Raw genomic sequence first — 19,861 nt, forward strand, 5'->3', positions numbered from 1 at the left:
CAATCCAGCGGGTGGACAAATCGGCGGGCGCGCATTCGCTGGAGGACACCATGAAAGCATTCTGGCGCTGGTGCGCACTGACTGCCGTGTTGGCTGCATCGACGATCCCGACTTACGCCGAGACGGGCGCCTACCCGGACAAACCGGTACAGATCATCGCGGACTCTCCGGCCGGCAGCACGCCTGACGTGGCCCTGCGGTTCATTGCCGAGGAGCTGACCAAGGCCTGGGGCCAGCAGGTTGTGGTGGTCAACCGCCCCGGCGCCGGCGGCAGCCTCGCCGCGCGGGCGGCCGCAGAAGCCGCGCCCGACGGCTACACGCTCTATCAGCCGGTGCTGTCGACGTTCGTGACGCTGCACCCGGCGGCGGCGAACGTACCCCTGCACGTGCCGAAGGACTTCCTGCCAATCGGGTTCGTCGCCGAAAATCCGATGTTCATCGCGGTCTCGCCGAGCCTCGGCGTCAAATCGCTCGCAGAGCTGATCGCGCTCGCTAAGAAAAAACCCGGCGCAATCTCCTACGCCGCGACCGGGATCGGACGGCTCACCCACCTGACCGGCGAGCTGTTGCAACGCGAAGCCGACATCAAGCTTCAGCTCGTGCCCTACACCGCCGGTGGCCCCGCGCAAGGCGTCAGCGACGTCGCGACCGGACGCGTCGGAATGATCGTCGAAGGATACTCCGGCATTGCCGCCTCGGCGCGGTCGGGTGCGATCAAGCTGATCGCCGTGGCATCGGCCAAACGTCTGGGCGATTTCCCGGACGTTCCAGCGGTGGCGGAGACAATCCCGGATTTCATTGCGACTGGCTGGGGCATTCTTGTCGCGCCGGTGGGAACACCTGACGCCATCGTGCGCAAGGTGAGCGAGGATCTTTACAAGATCGCCAAGGATCCCGAGCTCAACCAAAAGCTCGCCAAGCTCGGCAGTTATACCCGGCCGATGCTGGCTGACGAAACGCAGGCCTTCGTCCAAAGTCAGCAGAGCCGATGGAATCCGGTGCTGGCCGACGTGGCCCGCGCGCAGCAGAAGTGACGATTGTAAAGCCGCGGCGACACGGCCTACCCCGCCATCGTCTCCTTCACCTGGGCGATGAGCTGCTTCAGCGTAAATGGCTTGGCCAGGAAATTGAACTGCTGGCCCTTGGGCAGGCTCTTCTCGAAGGCCTCTTCGGCATAGCCCGAGACGAAGATGATCTTCAGCTCCGGATTCTTCTGGCGCAGCTCTTTCAGGAGCGTCGGGCCGTCCATCTCCGGCATCACCACGTCGGAGACGACGAGATCGACCTTGCCGCCGTTCTCGGCGAACACCTCCATCGCCTCGACGCCGTTGCCTGCCTCGAGCACGGTGTAGCCGCGCGAAGTGAGGCCGCGGGCATTGAGCGCGCGGAGCCCTTCCTCATCCTCGACAAGAAGAATGGTGCCGTGGCCGGTCAGATCGGCTGCCGGCGCAGGCTTTGCGGCCGGTGCGGCTGCGACCGCAACGGTTGCTGCGGCGGCGGCCGGCTGAAAGGGTGCGATGGCTGGCGATGTGGTTTCGGGCAGCGTCTCGACGTTGGTCTCTTCGATGCCGGGCACATGGCGTGGCAGGAAGATGCGGAACGTGGTGCCCTGGCCGACCTCGGACTCCGGATAAACGAAGCCGCCGGTCTGCTTGATGATGCCGTAGACGGTCGAGAGACCGAGGCCCGTGCCCTTGCCGACTTCCTTGGTCGAGAAGAACGGATCGAAAATCTTGCCGATGATGTCGGGCGGAATGCCGGTGCCGTTGTCGACGGTCTCCACCAGCACGTAATCGGCCGCGGGCATCCCGGTGTAATTGAACTTCGCGGCCTCCGCGGCCGTGACATTGGCGGTGCGGATCGAAAGCTTGCCGCCGTTCGGCATGGCGTCGCGGGCGTTGACCGCGAGATTCACGATCACCTGCTCGAACTGCGAGATGTCGGCCTTCACCGGCCACAGGTCGCGCGCGTGCTTGACGTCGAGCGTGACGCGCTCTCCCAGGAGGCGCTTCAGCAGCATGCCGAGATCGGACAGCGTCTCACCAAGATCGATGACCTGCGGCCGCAAGGTCTGGCGGCGCGAGAACGCCAGCAGTTGCCGCACCAGGCTCGCGGCCCTGTTGGCGTTCTGCTTGATCTGCATGATGTCCTGGAACGACGGATCGGTCGGCTTGTGCGCGTTCAGCAGGAAGTCGGTCGCCATCATGATGGCGGACAGCACGTTGTTGAAGTCGTGGGCGATGCCGCCGGCGAGCTGGCCGACCGATTTCATCTTCTCCGCCTGATCGCGCTGGTTCTCGGTGACGCGCTGGCTCGTGGTGTCGAGCACGTAGACGATCGCCGTCTCGGTGTCGTCCTCTTTCACCGGCGAGACGTAGAAGCGGCCCCAGCGGTCGCCGCCGTTGCCGGTGAGCGAGGCGTCGACCGGCGCGATCTCGCTCTGCCCCGCGGCCGCCGAGCGGATCGCAGCTTCGAGCGCGGCGCGGTCGCGGTCCGACACGACGGCGAGGATGGAGCGGCTGTCGGCGTCCTTGGTGGTGGAGGGAAACAGACGGGCGAACAGCGAATTGCTGCGCGAGATCTTGCCGTTCTTGTCGACAGCGGCAATGGCCATCGGCGTCGACTGGAAGAAGCGCATGAAGCGCACTTCGGCCGAACGCTGGGTGTCGTCTGCGGCGCCCTCACCGGCACGATCCTGCGCGCGGTTGAGCACCAGGGTGCGCGAGGCGCCAGGCGTGCCATCGGCGCCGAACGCGACCTTGTGAAACAGCCGCACCGGCAGCGTGCGGCCGGTGCGGGTCTTGAAGTCGACGTCCATCAGCTCGGTGCGAACCTCGCCGGGCGCAGCACCGAGCGTGGTGAGGAGCGACGCGCCGTTGCCCGAGACGATGTCGGAGAGCATCAGCCCGCCGGAGCCGACCTGGGCGAGATCGTGATCGAGCCAGGTCGCGAGCGTGGCGTTGATGTAGCGAAGCTCGCCCTTGGCATCGACCGAGAAGAAGCCGGCCGGCGCATGGTCGAGATAGTCGATGGCGTGCTGCAGCTCCTGGAAGATGTTCTCCTGGCGCTCGCGGTCGCGCGACACGTCGGTGACACCCCAGACCGTGAGCTCGCCGAAGCGCTTGCCATCGCGCAGCGGACTGACGCGAAGCCGCAACCAGCTCACCGGCCGGCCCTTGAGGCCCGTGACCCGCACCTCCTCCTGGGCGCGCCGGCCCTCGCGGGCGGCCTTCAGCAGGCGGTAGACCGCCTCGGAGACGTCGGGGTCGCCGATGAACACCCGTTCGATCGGACGGACGTCGTCGGTGTCGCGGGCATCGACCAGATCGAGATAGGCGGCGTTGGCGTAGATCACCCGGCCGCGCGGGTCGGTGATCAGAAGGCCGTCGACCGCCTCGTCGACCACGGCCTGCAGCATCGGATGGGCGCCGTCACGGCCGCCGACGCGCAGGATGTCGGTCGCGAGCGCGAACAGCGAGAACACGCCGACCATGGCGAGGAGCGCCAGCAAAGCGAGGATATAGGGCGTGGCGTTGTTGCGGCCGATCAGCAGCAGGCCTACGGCGGCCCCGACCAGCGCCAACGCCACGAGCAACACCATCCCGATGCTGCCGCCTCGCGATCCGGAATGGCTACGGTCAACCGCGGGAGGCCGGAAGGTTTCGCTCACGTCCTGATTTGCCATTGCTGGTTCATTGCCCGGTGCGGGGACTGCAACACGACGCAACGAATCAGCCTCTTTGGTGCCTCAGAGCAGCCCCATGAGGCAAGCAAATTCGCAGTTTTCGTGAAAGGAACCTGGAGGCTGAGTCTTCTCTGCCGCACTAACGCCTGCTCGCGGCGCGGCGGAGCTTCGTGATGTAGCCGATCACCTCGGCGACAGCCTTGTAATGCTCAGTCGGAATCTCATCGTCGACCTCGACCGACGCGTGCAACGCACGCGCGAGCGGCGGGTTTTCGACGATCGGCACCGAATGCTGCTTGGCGATCTCGCGGATCTTGAGCGCCATGTTGTCGGCGCCCTTGGCGACGCAGATCGGCGCCTCCATGCCCTTCTCGTACTGCAGTGCCACTGCATAGTGTGTCGGGTTGGTGATGACCACCGAGGCCTTGGGCACCGCCGCCATCATGCGCTTGCGCATGCGCTGCTGGCGCAGCTGGCGGATCTTGCCCTTGATCATCGGGTCGCCTTCGGTCTGCTTGAACTCCTCCTTGAGTTCTCGCATCGACATCTTCTGGCGCTCGAACCAAGTGCGGTACTGGTAGAGGTAATCCGCCGCCGCGATCAGGAACAGGATCGCGACCACCGCGCCGAACATGTCGAGGGCGAGCGAACGGGTCAGCAGCAGTGTGCTGAGGATATCGGTCGACACCAGCGCGTCGAGCCGGTGCCGCTGCGGCCACAACAACGCCGTCATGACGGCGCCGAGGCCCAGGATCTTGGCCAGGCCTTTGACGAAATTGACCAGCGCCTGCATCGAGAACAGGCGCTTGGCGCCGGCGAGCGGCGAAATTTTCGAGAACTTGGGCGAAAGCGATTCGGCCGACCACACCAGCCGATGCTGAATGACGTTGCCGATCAGGGCGGCGAGCGCGAGCACGCCGAGCGGAAGGGCAATCGCGGCCAGCACCTCGCTCTCGATCCGGCTGAGCATCACCATCAGTCCCCGGGAGTCGACCGGGATCTGATAGGAATTCGCGACGATGCCGCGGAGCGTCGTAGAGAGACCGCCGCTCATCTGACTGGAGAACGCCGAGAGCATCAAGGCGCCGGCGCCGATCACGAACCAGGTGGAGACCTCCTGGCTCTTGACGACGTCGCCACGCTCCAGCGCCTCTTCGAGACGTTTCGCACTAGGGTCTTCTGAACGATCACTGTCGTTCTCACCTTCAGCCATGCGTCACTCCCGCATCAGCCTGAAGGTGCCAGCAGATGAAGCACACTGCCGGAATAGTTGAGGAAGACCGTCATCATGGCGCCGACCACCATGAACAGGATCAGAAAGCCGACCATGATCGACAGCGGCATGCCGACGAAGAACACCTGCATCTGCGGCATCAGCTTCGAGAGAATGCCGAGCCCCATGTTGAACAGGAGTCCGAACACCAGGAAGGGAGCCGCGATCTGCACGCCGATGCGGAATGCGCCGGCGACCGTGGTGCTCAGCACCTGGGCGACGTCACCCATCACCGGGACCTCGCCGGGCTTGAAGATGTTGTAGCTGTCGTTCAGCGCCATGATCACCAGATGATGCAGATCGGTGGCGAAGATCATGGTGATGCCGAGCACGGCGAGGAAATTGCCGACGATCATGCCCTGCTGGCCCTGGGTCGGATCGACCGCGGTGACGAAGCCCAATCCCATTTGCTGAGCGACCACCACGCCCGCGACCTGCAGCGCCGAAACCGTGAGCCGCGCCAGCAGGCCCAGCACCGTGCCAACCACCATCTCCTGGAACAACGCCGTCAGCACAGGCCCAAAGGAGTTCAGGTCGAGATGATAGGCGTCGCGGTGCAGCGGCAGGATCAGCATGGTCAGAACCAGCGCCATCGTCAGCCGCACCCGCGACGACACTGTGAGCTCGCCGAGCCCCGGCAGCAGCATCAGCATGGTACCGATGCGCGAGAAGCACAGCATGAAGGCCGCGGCCAGGGTCGGCAGGAACGAGACGTCGATCTTCATCGCACGCGTCCTTGACTACGCGGCTGCACCAAGGCCGTCGAAAATTTAACGTGCTCGCGCTGGCCGCTCGCTATCGCTCGCCAGCGCTCAACCACCGTGAATGATGCGCATCGCCACGCGCGCCATGTGCCCCTGCAGCGTATCGGCCATCCACGGCAGCGTGAGCAGCATGGCGGCGAAGATCGCGAGGATCTTCGGCACGAACACCAGCGTCATTTCCTGAATCTGGGTGAGTGCCTGAAACAGCGAAATGGCGACGCCGATGGCGAGCCCCACCAACATCAAGGGGCTCGACACCAGCACCAGCGTGATGATCGCATCGCGTGCAACGTCGAGAACTTCGGCTCCGTTCATTCCATATCTTTCCGCTTCTGATTCGCCCCCTTGCGTGGATCAGAAGACTCGCAAATTTCAGATCGGCATCTTCATGATTTCCTCGTAGGCGGACACGACCTTGTCGCGCACCGACACGAGGGTATCGATCGCCACTTCGGTCTCGGCGACCGCAGTGACGACATCGACGATGTTAGCCTTGCCGGCGGCGAGCGCCTGCGATTGCGCATCGGACGCGCGCGAGGACTGCGTCAGCGAGCCGAGCGCTTCCTTCACCAGCTCGCCGAAGCTCGGGCCCTCGCCCGTGGATTTCATCGGCCCTGTCGGGTCCGCCAAGCGTGCAAGATTGTTGTAGGCGTTAGCCGCAAGTGTCGGGGAAGCCATTTCTTGTCTCCGGATCGGGATTTTCAGGATTTGAGGATATCGATGGTACGCTGGATCATTCGACGCGAGGCGCTGATCACATTGATGTTCGCCTCATACGACCGCTGAGCCTCACGCAAGTCAGTCATTTCGACCAACGCATTGACGTTCGGATACTTCACGTTGCCGTTTTCGTCGGCATTGGGATGCCCCGGCTCGTGCTTGACGCGGAATTCCGACGGATCGTTCTGCACGCGGCCGAGCGCCACCAGCGGAACGCCGAGCTCCTTGTCCATCTCGTTCTTGAAGGTCGCGACCTTGCGGCGATACGGATCGGCGCCGGGCGTCGGCGCGGTCGAATCCGAGTTGGCGATGTTCTCGGCAATGATCCGCATGCGGCCGGATTGGGCGCGGAGTCCGGAAGCTGCGACGGCGATCGATTTGAGGAAGTCCATGAACCCTCGCTTGACTGCTTAGCGTTTGCCGATGGCGATTTTGATGAGGCCGAGGCTCTTGATGTAGAGCGAGCTCGCGGCCTGGTAGTCCATCTGGTTGGCTGCGACCTTCATCATCTCGTCCTCGAGATTGACCGCGGTGGCGCTCACGCGCGATTCGAAACCGCGCGACTGGCCGGTCTGAAAGCCGGTCGCGGAACCGCCCGACGCATTCATGTGATTGCTCTCGGTCCGCCGCAGCGACACCGTCATCATGCCGGGCTCGACATTCTCGAATTTCAGCGGATTGAGATCGCGCGGCTGGAAGTCGCGGGTGTCGGAATTCGCGACGTTTTGAGCCAGGACGCGCTGCCGCTCCTGATGCCACTGCATACGGCTGCGCAGCATCGAAAACAGCGGGAGATCGGTGATGGACAAGGCAGTTCCTCGCGAATTCTTCGCGAGCCGCGGCGCGGCTCCGTTACGGGTGGCACGCCGAACAGGTGGGCAGACTTTGCCCGGTGTATGGTTAATGAAGCGTTAAAGCCGTTCCAAAGCGGAACATGCTTGCGTGCCATCAAACTGCCGTTTACCAAGCGAATCACTATCCCTGGCGTGGCTGATTCGAGACCGCGCAAAGCCGTTAGCGATTTGTTAAGGTTCCGGGCGGCAATTGTTGCCCGCGGCGTTAACGACTTTGGCGTGGATTCGGGTTGGTCGTTCGGTTTCGGCGGGGGTCGAACACCGGGCGAAATCGCTCAAGCGTTAGATGCTTCGGCGCCTTTTGGGCTTGTTTGCCTGCGGCTTCGGGGGGAAAACCGATGAACAGCCTGTTCGGCGTGGATCTACCGACACCCGTGAACTTCGTCATCGCATTCGTTGTCGTCCTGCTGCTGATCGGCGCGGCGACCTGGCTGGTGCGCCGCTTCGGCGCAACACGCATCGATCCCGCGGCTCGTGGCCGCCAGCCGCGACTGGCCGTGGTCGACGCCGCCGCCATCGACGGCCGGCGCAAGCTCGTCATCGTTCGCCGCGACAACGCCGAGCATCTGCTGATGATCGGCGGCCCGACCGACGTGGTGGTGGAAACCAACATCCTGCGCGCCGGCCCGCTTGCCGCGCGTGAAGGCACGCCGGCGCGCAACGGCAACGAGCCGCAGTTGCGTGCGGTGCCGGAACCCGCGCCGTGGCAGCCCGATGTTGCGCCACAGCCTCAGCCTGCACCCGTCATGCGCGCCGCGCCACGCGTTGCCGCCGACGACGCCTGGGATACGCCCGAGATCGCCTCCCCCGCCGTGCAGGCACCGCCGCCCATTCACGCCCAGCCGGTCATGCCGGCACCGCCGGTTCGCCCGGTGCGGCCGGCCGATACGCTCGCAAGCCTCGCTCAGGAATTGTCGCAGCCGCAGGCCCCGCGCGTCGCGCAGCCCGAAGCTGTGCCACCAGCCCCTGCTCCGGTCGCTGTCGCGCCGCAGCCTCCGGCCCCGCCCCCCGATCAAAGCCTCGCCGAAATGGCGCAACGCCTGGAGGCTGCGCTTCGCCGGCCTGCCACACCCAAGGTCATCGCCGAGGCCGGAACCAGCCGCGTCGCAGTTGCGCCCGAAGCGAAAGCTCCAGCCCGTCAACCGCGTGTCGTAGTCGGGGCGCAACCTAAGGGCAACACGCAGACAGCCGCCGCGCAGCCGAACAATCTCGAACAGGAAATGGCCAGCCTCTTGAACAAGCCCGGGAAGACTTGACGAAAAACACGTTCGCCGCCTGCGTCCGTCTCACGACGGGGGTGGCGATAGCGCTCCTTCTCTCCGTACCCGCGCACGCCCAAGACGTCAGCATCAACTTTGGCCAGGGCTCTGGCCTGACCGAACGAGTCATTCAACTCATCGCCCTGATGACGGTGCTGTCGCTCGCACCGTCGATCCTCGTGATGATGACCTCATTCACCCGGATCGTCGTGGTGCTGTCGCTGCTGCGCACCGCGCTCGGCACCGCGACCGCGCCGCCGAATGCAGTGATCATGTCGCTTGCGCTGTTCCTCACCGCCTTCGTGATGGGACCAGCGTTCCAGCGCTCCTATGACGTCGGCATCAGGCCGCTGGTCGCCAACGAAATCACCGCCGAAGTCGCGTTCGAGCGGGCGTCGGGCCCCTTCAAGCAGTTCATGCTGAAGAACGTCCGCGACAAGGACTTGAAGCTGTTCAACGACCTGTCGAAGGAAGCGCTGCCGACCACACCGGATCAGGTCTCGCTGCGCATTCTCATTCCGGCCTTCATGATCTCGGAATTGAAGCGTGCCTTCGAGATCGGCTTCCTCTTGTTCCTGCCCTTCCTGATCATCGACCTCGTCGTGGCCTCGGTGCTGATGTCGATGGGCATGATGATGCTGCCGCCGGTCGTGGTGTCGCTGCCGTTCAAGCTGATCTTCTTCGTGCTGGTCGACGGCTGGAGCCTCGTCGCGGGCTCATTGGTGCAGAGCTACGGCGGCGGGTAGACAGCGACTCGCCGATCGCTGAAACTCGATCGATGATCGAAGGAAAAAGCGGCACCGCATTGCCGGTGGATTTCGGCTATTGGCCAGGGCGGATCGTGTCCGGCCGCGGCGCGGTCGCGCGGCTCGGCGAAGTGGTCGGCCAGGTCGGCGGCAAACGGGCGCTGGTGATCTGCGGCTCGACGGTGGCCCGCACCGACATGCTGGGCAAGGTGAAGGCCGGCCTCGGCGACCGGCTCGCCACGGTGTTTGCCGAGGCGAAGTCGCACACGCCGGTCGAAATGGTCGAGCGCTGCCTCGGCGTCTTCCGCGAGAGCGCTGCCGACACGATCGTCACGGTCGGCGGCGGTTCGGCCATCGATGCCGGCAAGGCCTTGCAGATCCGGCTCGCGACCGACGGCGGCGATCTCAAGCCCTATGCGATCAGCTATTCGCCGGGCGGCGCGATGGAGAAGCGCGCATTGCCCAAGCGCACCGTCCCGCATATCGCGGTGCCCACCACGGCAGGGTCGGCGTCCGATGTGATGCCGACGGCGGCTTCCCGCGATCCACAGTCGCGGATGAAGCTTCTGTTCTGGGACGATGATCTGACGCCGTCCGCGACCGTGCTCGACCCCGAGATGGCGGTGCATGCATCGGCCGCGCTCACCGCCGCCACCGGCATGACCGCGATGGCGCGTGCCATCGAGACGCTCTATTCGGCCTATCGGCATCCGATCTCGACCGGCCTGGGTCTTCATGCCGCGCGGCTGCTGTACCAGTCCCTGCCCCGCGCGGTCGCCGAGCCCTTCGATCTCGACGCACGTGCCGCCACCCAGATGGCTTGCACGATGTCCGGGATGGCTGCGATCAACGCCATGGTCTCGGTGGTTCATGCCATCGGCCATATCGTCGGCGGACGCTACGGCCTGCAGCACGGCATCTCGCACTCGATCCTGCTCGCACCTGCGATGCGCCATCTGCTGCCGACCATCGGCGGCGAGCAATCGCTGCTGCTGGAAGCGCTCGGCGGCGCGCGATCCGCTTCGCCCGACCGCGACGGCGCCGAATGCGCCGAACGCATCGCCACGTTCGTCGGCCAGTTGCCGGTGCCCAAACGGCTGCGCGACGTCGGTGTCGAGGAGAGCGAGTTGCCCGAGATCGCGCGGCTCACGATGTTCGACTACATGATGGCGAATCTGCCGCGCCCGATGACCGAGGACGAGGTGCTGGCGCTGATCCGGAGCGTGTGGTGACCGCGCTCGACGATCTGGCGCAGTGGATCAGCACGCTCACGCCGGACCGCATTCCCGCCGAGCAGCATCGACTGGCGCGGATGCGGCTGCTCGACACGTTCGGCCTGATCGCAGCTGCGCTCGATCATTCCGCGGGCCGAAGTCTCCTTGCCTGGGCCGGAGCCAGTGCCGGGGCCGGTGCAACGGTGATCGGAAGCAGCGCGCCGGCGCTGCCCGCCGTGGCCGCGCTGGTGCATGGCAGTCTCGCCCATGCCCGCGACTTCGACGACACGTTCATCGACTCGGTCGTCCATCCCGGCAGCACCGTCATCGCGACAGCGCTCGCCACGAGCGAAGCCGCCGACGTCACGTTTGAAACGCTCACCGCCGCCATCACGGTGGGCTACGAGATCGCAGCGCGGCTTGGCGCGGTGGCCGGACGCGGCTTCCACGCGCGAGGATTCCACGCCACCGGCATCATCGGACCAATCGCTGCGGCAGCGACAGCCGGATACGTGAAGCGGCTCGACGCATCGCAACTCGCCGACGCCATGAGTCTCGCCACCAGCATGAGCAGCGGGCTCCTTGCCTTCATGGGCGACGGCGGCTGGTCGAAGTGGCTGCACACCGGATGGTCGGCCCACGGCGGCGTGACCGCCGCGGAGCTTGCCGCAACCGGTTTCCGCGGACCGCGTCATGGCCTCGATCACGCTTACGGACTTTACGGCGCGTTCCTCGGCAAGCCCGACGCGGAGCTCAACAAGCTGACCGAGCGGCTCGGTCAAACCTGGCTCGGCGCATCGGCGCACGCCAAGCTCTATCCCTGCGCGCACGTCATCCAGCCCTACATCGATGCCGCGCTTGCGATTCGCGAACAGACATTCGCAACTGAGAATGTTTCAACTGAAAGCATCGCCGCGATGCGCTGCGTCATGGCGCCATGGGCGATTCCCATTGTGGCCGAGCCGCGCGCATCGAAAATCGCGCCTCGCAATGACCTGGAGGCGATCGCGAGCCTGCCGTTCATGGTCGCGGCCGCTTTGATCGAAGGCCGCGTCGATCTCAGGACACTCGAGCAGGCCACGATCGAAAACCCTGCGATTCAGGCGCTCGCAACGCGCATCGTCTGCGCCGCCGATCCGGCGCTTGGCTCGGGCTTTGACGGCCGGATGGACGTCACCTTCCATCACGGCGATCCGCTCTCCCGAACGGTCGGCATCGCGCCGCCCAAAGAGGCGCGCATCATTTCGAAATTCAACGCCAACACGAACGGCCGCAGCCGCCCCGCATGCGACGCGCTGCTCCGCGCACTGACCGACGAAACGCCGGCCGGCCGCAAGTTGATGCGTCTCGCGCACACGGCCATGACGGGACCAACGTGACGCAGGGCTCCCGCCCTTGACCGCCCTGCCCTCGCGTCTAAGCTCGAACGCTGCCGGCTTTATCGGAGTTCGCGATGCGCTCCCTCCATGGAATTCTGTCGCTTGGTCTCGCCGCCATCTCTGCAGTGATCGGAGTTTCGAGCGCTGCCAACGCCCAGACAACGCTCAAAGCGGTCGCGTTCATTCCGAAAAACGATCCCGTGCTCGCCATGGCGAACACCTGGGTCAGCGACGTCAACAGCAAGCTCTCCGGCAAGGTGCGCATCAACTTCGTCGGCGGCCCTGAGGTGATCACGCGTTTCCAGCAGCCCGAGGCGCTGCGAACCGGTGTGGTCGATATCATTTTCGTGCCGAGCGGCGACTATCAGGACCAGGTCCCGACTTCGCCGGCGTTCGTGCTCTCGAAGATCAGCCCGAGCGAGGAGCGTAAAAGCGGCTTCTACGATTTCATGGTCGAAGAACACGCCAAGCGGATGAACACCCGCTATCTCGGCCGCGTGCAGGTCTCGCCCTTCTATCTTTGGACCAAGAAGGAGCCGAAGTCGCTCGCCGATCTCAGCGGCCTGAAGATGCGTTCGGGCGTGCTGTACGATCGCTTGATGCGCGAGTTCGGCATGGTGCCGGTGACGATCAACGCACCGGAGGTCTACACCGCGCTGCAATCCGGCATCGTCGATGGTTTCGGCTGGCCCGTCACGGGACCGCTGAAGCGCGGCTGGCTGGAGAGCACCAAATACGTCGTCGACCTGCCATTCTATCCGGCGAGCAACGTCGTCGCGCTGCTCAATCTCGACAAGTGGAAGGCGATGCCGAAGGAAACCCAGGACGCCCTCACCGCGCTGACCGCGGAGTTCGAAACCCGCATGGTCAAGCACTTCGACGACGAGAACGAAGCGGAGTGGAAGGCCATCGGCAACAAGGTCACGAAGGTGAAGTTCTCCGACGACGAGAACAAGCGCTATCTGCAGGCGGCCTACGACGTCGAATGGAAGGCGCTGCAGGACCGCGCGCCCGATGCCGTCGCGAAGCTTCGCTCCATGACCGGCAACTGACGTCCGGTGACCTCCGCATCTGACAGCCAGGTGACCTTGGGCTGGCTGCAGCCCATCGAACGCCGGCTTGTGCGCGTCGAGGACTTGCTCGGCGGCCTCGCCATCGCGGCGCTCGCGGCCTGCGGCATTCTGATCTGCATCGACGTGACGCTGCGCTACGTGTTCAACCGGCCGATCCCGGGCGGCAACGAGATCATCGAATACGCGCTGGTCTACATCACGTTTCTCGGCGCGTCCTGGGCGGTGCCGCGCGGCGCGCATATCGATATCGACATCTGCGTTCAGGCGATGTCGAAGTTCTGGCGGCGCGTCTGCGCATTTCTGAGCAACCTGATTTCGCTCGGCGTGGCGCTGGTGCTGACCGTGTTCGGCGCCGAGGTGACGTGGATGCAATTCGTCCGCGGCGCATTCAAGCCGACCATGCTCCAGGTTCCGACCTGGATCGTGCTCATCGTCATCCCGATCGGCAGCGCGGTACTGGCCGTGCGCTTCCTGCGCGAGGTGATCGTCTGCGGCGACGCCATCGTCACGGGACGCGACATCGAGCGCGGCAGCGGCCATCCGCCGCCGACAGTGGATTAACGCGCCATGGAATGGTGGGTGGCATTTACGATCATCGTCGGCGGGCTTTGCGCGCTGATGGTGATCGGCATGCCGATCGCATTTGCGTTTCTGGCGATCAACATCCTGGGCGCATGGTTCTTCTGGGGAGGCGTCGCGGGCCTGAACCAGATGGTGCTGGCCGTGATGGATTCGGTCGCGAACTTTTCCATCATGCCGGTGCCGCTGTTCCTTTTGATGGGTGAAGTGCTGTTCCGTGCCGGCCTTGCGGCGCGGCTGATGGACGTGCTCGACGCCTGGCTCGGCCGCGTGCCCGGACGGCTGAGCCTGATGGCGGTCGGCGGCGGCACGCTGTTCGCGACGCTGGCGGGCTCCGGTGCCGCAACCACGGCGCTGCTCGGCCGCATCCTCGTGCCCGACATGGTCAAGCGCGGCTACAAGCAGCCGATGACGCTCGGTCCGGTGATGGGCTCGGGCGGGCTTGCCGTCATGCTGCCGCCGTCGGCGCTCGGCGTGATCCTCGCCGCCACCGCCGATCTTTCGGTCGGCGAATTCCTCATGGCCATCATCGTGCCGGGCCTGATGATGGCGCTATCCTACGTCATCTACGTCGTCGTGCGCTGCATCCTGCAGCCCGATCTCGCGCCGCGCTACGCCACCGGACCGCGCCTGCCGCTCCGGCAGAAGCTCCGCGACACGGTCGTCTACGTCTTCCCGCTCGCCACTATCATCTTCATTGTCACCGGCCTGATCTTCCTCGGCATCGCAACGCCCACGGAATCCGCGGGCCTCGGCGCACTCTCGGCGCTGATCATGGCGCGCCTTTACGGCAAGCTCGACTGGCCGATGCTGCGTGAATGCCTCATGTCGACGCTGCGCACGTCGATCATGATCCTGATGATCCTGTCAGGCTCCAGCGCCTTCGCCCAGCTGCTGGCCTTCACCGGCGCGTCGGCGGGCCTGGTCGATCTCGCGACCTCGACCAATCTCAGCCCGGTCATGATCGTCATCACCATGCAGCTCGTGCTGCTGGTGCTCGGCACGTTCATGGAATCGCTCGCCATGATCCTTTTGTGCGTGCCGATCTATTTCCCGATCATCGAGGCGCTGCACCTGTCGCCGATCTGGTTCGGCGCCATCATGCTGCTCAACATGGAGATGGCCGCGATCTCCCCGCCGTTCGGCTTCGGGCTGTTTGTGATGAAGGCGGTGGCGCCGCCCGGCACCACAATGATGGACGTCTACCGCGCCACGATCCCGTTTCTGCTGCTCAACTTCGTTGTCATGCTGATTATGATCTTCTTCCCGTCGACGGTGCTCTGGCTGCCGTCGCTGGCGATCAAGTGACCGGACCGCGCTTCGCGCAGCTCACAGCATCGGATCGGAATGCTTGGCGCGGATCGCAAGATAGGGATCCCATGCGCAGGCCGATGCACCGAGCACCGCATCAGCGCCTGTGTCCGCAAACGCCTTGATGCGCTCGACCGAATTGACACCGCCGACCGCGAGAACGCGCAAACCGAGCTTGTCGCGCCGGATGAGTTCGACGGCATTGCGCACGCAGCTCAGCGCGATGTCGAACACCGCGCCGCCCATCAACCCGGCTCGTTCGCGCCTGGCACCGAACGCGGACGCGCCGTTCGCATCGACGATCAGGCGGCTCGGCGAGTTGATCATGACGACGCCGTCGACCACGCCGGCGAGATGCTGCAACAGCTCCGCCATCCGCTCGCGCTCCTCGATCGGTCCCACCTTGACCAGCAAGGGCAGCGATCCGACGGCGGCGCGTGCTGCCTTGGCAATGCGGCCTGCCGTTTCGATGTCGCGATACACTTCGCTTTCGCGCTTGCCGACATTCGGACAGGAGAAATTCATCTCCACGGCCTGGGCGCCCAAATCCTTCGCCTCGCCGGCAAGCGTGCTGAAATCGTCGATGATCTGCTGCTGGGTTGTCTCGGCATCGGCGGTGCCGACGACCGAGACGATCATGACCTGCCCTGGCCGGAGAAGCGCGCGGCAGCGCCGGATGTCCTGCCGCCAGGTGTCCGGCGGACTTGATGGCATGCCGATCGATCCGGCGGCGGTTTGGGCCACGGCGCCGGGCGGCACACCGTTGATCGTCGGCCATGGCAACTGAGCGTCGCCGTGGACGGCGGCAGGCGGCTCGTCCAGGTAGATCCAATTGGGCCACGGATGCGCGAGCCGCGGGCGGCTCCGGATGGTCTTGTAAGTCAGAATGTCGAAGCCGAGCCGGCTGTAGAGCTCGAACCAGCGCTCGTTCATCAGAAGGCTTGCGGCGACGCCGATCCGCGAGGCGACGCGATAGCCCAGGAAGTCCTTGGTCGGCGTCTTCGGAACCTCAGGGAAGACTCCCTGGAAACGCGGCCCCTCGGCCGCATTCTGCTCCCATGTGCGATCGAGACGGTAGACCGGCGCCGTCAGCGGCGGCGGCACTTGAAGCAAAGGCTGGGTATGCTGCGCGATGTTCAAGCGGGAGTCTCCTCGACACAGCGCGAATTATGACTCCAAACGATTCCGCATGAAAGGTTCAGGATTCGTGGCGCTGCCTCCAGCTATGCGCAACGCCACCCCAACGTCGTGAGATCCGCGCTACCGCGATGAAAGCCGCGCCCGTTGCGATCGCAGGAGCTGACCGATCGAACCCGTCGGTGACGGATCGCTCTTGGCCGGCGCGGCGGCCGGTGCGGAGGCTTGCGGCAGCGCCCCGCCCTCCGACAATGAACCCTGCATCTCGGGATAACGTGCCTTGAGATCGCGCAGGAAGCCGGTGAGCGTGTCGCCCGAGGCGACGATTCGCGCCACGTTGCGGAACTCGGGGCTGCTGGCGCCGATCCCGCTGGTGACAAGATCGAACGCCTTGCGGTCGGGGCCGTCAGCCATCTTGGCCACGTACTTGTCGCGCAGCCGCGCGACGCCAAGCTTGTCTTCCGCCATCGCGTAGGCCACCGCAGCGCGCAGGATGTCCGGACGCTCGATGTCGCTCAACGGCTCGAAGCTCTTCCAGCGATCGCCGTAGAGAAGCTCGATATGCTCGGCAGCCTTCTGCCAGTTGCGCGATGCCCAATAGATGTCGGAGCGCAACCGGAGCGACTCACGGCCTTCGATACCGGCGATCACTTCGAGCGCGAAGTCGTGCCGGCCGCTGTCAGACAGCGCGCGGGCTTCGATCAGCAGGCGCGGGATGCGGATTTCGTTGGAGAGGTCCGCGGTGCGGGTCGCGCGGAGCACGGCCTGCGCCTTGTCGGATTTGCGGTTCATCAGATAGATCACCGCAAGCCGCGTTGCGACCTGGGCGCGCGCCGCGCCCTGCAGGCGGTTGTCGACCTGGTATTGCAGAAGGTCCGCCGCCTGATCGAGCAGATCGACCGCGACCAGCCGCTCGGCGAGCTTTCTGATCATCTCGTCGCCGCGCCGGCCGATCGGCGTGAGTTCGCGGTAGTCGTAGAACAGGCTCAGTGCGTCGATCGCCGGCAGCACATCGCCCTTGCCGGCCAGGAACAGGCCGTCGAAGGTCTTGGCCGCCTCGTCCTGGATGGCGCGCGTCAGCTCGGAATTCGGATGCGCCCGGATCGCCACGCGCATGACCCCGAAGGCATCGCGATAGCGGTTCTCTTCGGTGTAGAGCCGCGCAAGCTTCTGCAGAGCCTGGACCTCGGTCTCGTCGCCGCGCCACGCGGTGGTCAGGCTTTCGAGTTCGCTGATCAGCTCGTCCTTCTTGATGTCGCCGATCGAGTAGCGCAGCGAAAGCTCGCGGAGCTTGCCCTGCGCCGCCGCCGGCCGCTGATCCGACGCGGCCGCCGTCTTATAGGCCGAGAGTGCATCGTTGATGCGGCCGACGCCTTCGGCGAGTCGGCCTGTCAGCACCGTCACCTCCGGCTCGATGTCCGGCGACACACCGATGGTCTGGAAATCATTGAGCCGGTTGGCGGCGCCGGTGAAATCGCCGACCTCGATCGAGGCGCGCAACGCGTCGCGCAACGCAATCTGCTGCAACTCGAGCGGCAGCGAGCCGAGCGCCGCCTCGACATAGCGGAACTGTTCGCGCGCCTCGGCCCAGCGTCCCTGGCGCGCTGCGACCAACGCGCGCCAGAGCTGCGCGTCATTCTGGTTGCCCACCACCGGATCGCCGAGATCCTTCAGTGCAGAATCGAAGCGGCCGAGCATGATGTTGGCGATGGCCCGCAGCACCAGCGGCGACGGATCGGCGGCGGTCGGGCGCTCATCCGCGATCGTGGTGTCGAGCACGGATTTGGCCTCGGCCCACATCTTCCGTGACAGATAGAAGCGCGCGACATCGAGCCGGTGCGCGGTGCGTTGCACGAAAGGCGATTCGGCGGCTTCGCGGATCAGCGCGACCTGCCGCTGGTTGAAGTCGGCCTTGCGGTTGGTGTTCCACGCGGTGGTGTCGAAGGTCAGCGCGTGTACCGTCTGTTGGATCTTCGGCGGCTCCGCTTCCGACAGCGTCAGCCCCGTGGGCCGCACCAGCAGCACCTTGTCGACCGACAGCTCGGCCTGCAGATCGTCGGCATAGGGCTGCACCGCGATGCCGTGCGCGGTTGCGAGCGCACGCAGGTCGACGAACTCCTGCGTCCGCACCAGGCCGCGCGCGGGTCCCGCGCCGGTGACGACCAGCAGCCGGTCGCCGACTTCGGGATCGTTCAGCCAATGCGCCTTGCGCGGCTCGTCGAAGGGAATCGAGATGCTGGTGCGAGCAGGCGTCACGACGTTGCGGGCGATCGTGATCGGCTTGACGTTGCTCTGCATGGCGTCGCCGATCGAAATCGACCAGCCCGCCTCCTCTGCTTCGACGCTGACGAGCCGCGGCCGTTCCAGCCGCAGGCGGACCACCTGGGCGTCATCCTCGCGGTTCACGTCGGCGCTGCGGATGGTCTGGCTCCGGTCGTTGGTCAATGCGTCCACGTCGATCGGCACCGCGGTGTCGAACACCAGCCAGAGCGTATCGGCACGCTGGAACATCGCGGCAGCGGTTTTATCCGCGAACGGGAACATCAGCTTCAGGCCGTCGCCCTGGCGGCGCAGTTCGGCGCGTGCGATGCGATTCGTCTGGCGCGATGGACGGCTTTGCGGCGCAGCGTCGGGTTTCTCGGCATCGGCTGCAGCCTCGGATTTGTCCGCCGCGGCGGATTGCGGCGTCTGGGGTTCGGGCTTGGCCGTTTCCTTCGCGGCTTCTTTCGCCACGTCCTTGGCCGGCACCGTCGCGGGCGCCGTCACCGCCGGGCCGATCGCGACGAGCGGCACGGCCGACGGCTTGGCGTTGATCGCGGTGACGTCGACGACGTAGTTCGCATCCTCGCGGAAGGTGCGCACGTCGGACGGCTGAGCGAAGGTGAACTTCACGCTCGACTTCGCGCCGTCATTGTCGGCATCGACCGCGCTGACAGTCGGCGGCAACGACAGCTTGGCATCCGACAGGTCGAACCGCAGCGGAGCGCCGAACGTCAGCGCAAGATTGTCCCGCGAGCGTTCCGAACTCACCGGCGTGAGCTCGGGCAGTTCGAAGATGTAGCGCGTGAACGTCGATTGGCTTGCGACGCGGACCCGCACCACCGGCTGCTTGCGCTGTTGCTCCAACGCCAGCTTCTGCAGAGCGAGCTTGTCGGCCTCCCTGGCGCGCCGCGCCAGGTCTTCGACGATCTCACGCGGCAGGCCCGGCGGCTCTCCGGTCCAACTTTCGGGCAGAAGATCGACAAACAAGCGCTCGCCGGCCGTCATGGTCGAGACGCGAAGTTTCTGCGCGAGCGCAAAGCGCAGCGCCTTGCCGTCGGGATCGCGGCGCGCGGCGCCGAAATACTGCGCGGCACCGCTGGTGACGCGGTCGACCGGCACGGCAACCGGCTGCTTGAACTGCACGATCAAGACGCCGCTCGACACCTTGACCTCGGCATCGATCTCGCCGTCGAGACGGATCACCAGCCGGCCGAAGCCGCCGGTGGTGCTCATGGAGAGCTCGCCCTTGATCGGCGCTCTCTCGGCTTGGTTTTGAAACTGGGCTCGAGGCTGCGCTTGGGCTTTAGCCGCGCGATCCGACACCGCAGGTGACAGCAGCAGCGCGGCCACAAGCGCCATGGCGGTGCGGCGCCGACCGGTGCCGGTGCGGCCAGACCGGCCGAAAGCTTTGACGACGCTTGGACAAATCGACTGACGCATACAAAAGCCACCGGCACGCACTGACTCTACAGTGCGACCCTAGAGCAGAGGCTTTAAGGCAGGCTTAACGCAATATTGAGCATTAACAAACACTTACGAAGGCCTTTCGGCGGCGAAGCGTCTGCTGTTCTGCTTCGGCGTTTAGCCGGAAGGCTCGCGCGGGCC

The 19,861-nt window shown here is 65.2% G+C and carries 17 protein-coding genes; 8 read left to right on the forward strand and 9 right to left on the reverse strand.

Annotated elements, in window-relative coordinates; all coding sequences use genetic code 11:
• The first annotated feature begins 50 nt into the window (after positions 1-50).
• On the forward strand, positions 51-1,034 hold the full coding sequence (locus tag RHPLAN_RS26300) for a Bug family tripartite tricarboxylate transporter substrate binding protein (protein ID WP_157100496.1): 984 nt from the start codon (positions 51-53) through the stop codon (positions 1,032-1,034).
• A gap of 26 nt (positions 1,035-1,060) precedes the next feature.
• On the opposite strand, the gene cckA is transcribed toward RHPLAN_RS26300, so the two are convergent.
• The 7 genes from cckA to flgB all read right to left on the reverse strand — a co-directional run bounded on the left by cckA (position 1,061) and on the right by flgB (position 7,251).
• Positions 1,061-3,685, reverse strand: coding sequence for a cell cycle histidine kinase CckA (gene cckA / locus RHPLAN_RS26305; protein ID WP_068024292.1), 2,625 nt, complete (start codon positions 3,683-3,685; stop codon positions 1,061-1,063).
• Positions 3,686-3,824: 139 nt separating this feature from the next.
• Complete coding sequence (flhB, locus tag RHPLAN_RS26310) at positions 3,825-4,898, reverse strand: flagellar biosynthesis protein FlhB (protein WP_068024295.1); 1,074 nt, start codon at positions 4,896-4,898, stop codon at positions 3,825-3,827.
• A 14-nt stretch (positions 4,899-4,912) separates the two neighbouring features.
• Positions 4,913-5,683 carry a flagellar biosynthetic protein FliR gene (gene fliR / locus RHPLAN_RS26315; protein ID WP_068024298.1) on the reverse strand — a complete coding sequence of 257 codons (771 nt, stop codon included), beginning with the start codon at positions 5,681-5,683 and terminating at the stop codon, positions 4,913-4,915.
• Positions 5,684-5,770: 87 nt separating this feature from the next.
• Positions 5,771-6,037: a flagellar biosynthesis protein FliQ gene (fliQ, locus tag RHPLAN_RS26320; protein WP_068024301.1), complete on the reverse strand. Its 267-nt coding sequence runs from the start codon at positions 6,035-6,037 to the stop codon at positions 5,771-5,773.
• A gap of 57 nt (positions 6,038-6,094) precedes the next feature.
• Positions 6,095-6,400, reverse strand: a complete 306-nt coding sequence (gene fliE, locus RHPLAN_RS26325; RefSeq protein WP_068024305.1) for a flagellar hook-basal body complex protein FliE — start codon at positions 6,398-6,400, stop codon at positions 6,095-6,097.
• 23 nt (positions 6,401-6,423) lie between these two features.
• Complete coding sequence (flgC, locus tag RHPLAN_RS26330; RefSeq protein WP_068024308.1) at positions 6,424-6,834, reverse strand: flagellar basal body rod protein FlgC; 411 nt, start codon at positions 6,832-6,834, stop codon at positions 6,424-6,426.
• An 18-nt stretch (positions 6,835-6,852) separates the two neighbouring features.
• Entirely contained in the window at positions 6,853-7,251 is a 399-nt protein-coding gene (flgB, locus tag RHPLAN_RS26335) for a flagellar basal body rod protein FlgB (protein WP_068024311.1), read from the reverse strand.
• A 383-nt stretch (positions 7,252-7,634) separates the two neighbouring features.
• Here flgB and RHPLAN_RS26340 point away from each other — a divergent pair, with 383 nt between their 5' ends.
• From RHPLAN_RS26340 to RHPLAN_RS26370, 7 genes are all read left to right on the forward strand, one after another.
• Entirely contained in the window at positions 7,635-8,552 is a 918-nt protein-coding gene (locus RHPLAN_RS26340; RefSeq protein ID WP_068024314.1) for a flagellar biosynthetic protein FliO, read from the forward strand.
• A 41-nt stretch (positions 8,553-8,593) separates the two neighbouring features.
• On the forward strand, positions 8,594-9,301 hold the full coding sequence (gene fliP / locus RHPLAN_RS26345; protein ID WP_068031876.1) for a flagellar type III secretion system pore protein FliP: 708 nt from the start codon (positions 8,594-8,596) through the stop codon (positions 9,299-9,301).
• Positions 9,302-9,333: 32 nt separating this feature from the next.
• Positions 9,334-10,533 (forward strand): iron-containing alcohol dehydrogenase family protein, encoded by a 1,200-nt coding sequence (locus RHPLAN_RS26350; RefSeq protein WP_068024317.1) that lies wholly within the window; start codon positions 9,334-9,336, stop codon positions 10,531-10,533.
• A complete protein-coding gene (locus RHPLAN_RS26355) occupies positions 10,530-11,894 on the forward strand; it encodes an MmgE/PrpD family protein (RefSeq protein ID WP_198164498.1) in 1,365 nt (454 codons plus the stop codon). The genes RHPLAN_RS26350 and RHPLAN_RS26355 overlap by 4 nt, the downstream gene beginning before the upstream one ends.
• A 74-nt stretch (positions 11,895-11,968) precedes the next feature.
• Positions 11,969-12,946, forward strand: coding sequence for a TRAP transporter substrate-binding protein DctP (gene dctP, locus RHPLAN_RS26360; protein ID WP_068024322.1), 978 nt, complete (start codon positions 11,969-11,971; stop codon positions 12,944-12,946).
• Positions 12,947-12,952: 6 nt separating this feature from the next.
• Complete coding sequence (locus tag RHPLAN_RS26365; protein WP_068024326.1) at positions 12,953-13,528, forward strand: TRAP transporter small permease; 576 nt, start codon at positions 12,953-12,955, stop codon at positions 13,526-13,528.
• A gap of 6 nt (positions 13,529-13,534) precedes the next feature.
• Positions 13,535-14,854: a TRAP transporter large permease gene (locus tag RHPLAN_RS26370; protein WP_068024329.1), complete on the forward strand. Its 1,320-nt coding sequence runs from the start codon at positions 13,535-13,537 to the stop codon at positions 14,852-14,854.
• A gap of 21 nt (positions 14,855-14,875) precedes the next feature.
• Here the strand turns inward: RHPLAN_RS26370 and RHPLAN_RS26375 are convergent, their stop codons facing one another.
• Together RHPLAN_RS26375 and RHPLAN_RS26380 are read right to left on the reverse strand one after the other, a co-directional pair.
• Entirely contained in the window at positions 14,876-15,997 is a 1,122-nt protein-coding gene (locus RHPLAN_RS26375; RefSeq protein ID WP_068024332.1) for a beta/alpha barrel domain-containing protein, read from the reverse strand.
• A gap of 120 nt (positions 15,998-16,117) precedes the next feature.
• A complete protein-coding gene (locus RHPLAN_RS26380; RefSeq protein WP_157100497.1) occupies positions 16,118-19,489 on the reverse strand; it encodes a tetratricopeptide repeat protein in 3,372 nt (1,123 codons plus the stop codon).
• Positions 19,490-19,861: the final 372 nt, after the last annotated feature.

This window comes from Rhodoplanes sp. Z2-YC6860 (assembly GCF_001579845.1).
In the GTDB taxonomy this organism is placed as follows: Bacteria; Pseudomonadota; Alphaproteobacteria; order Rhizobiales; family Xanthobacteraceae; genus Z2-YC6860.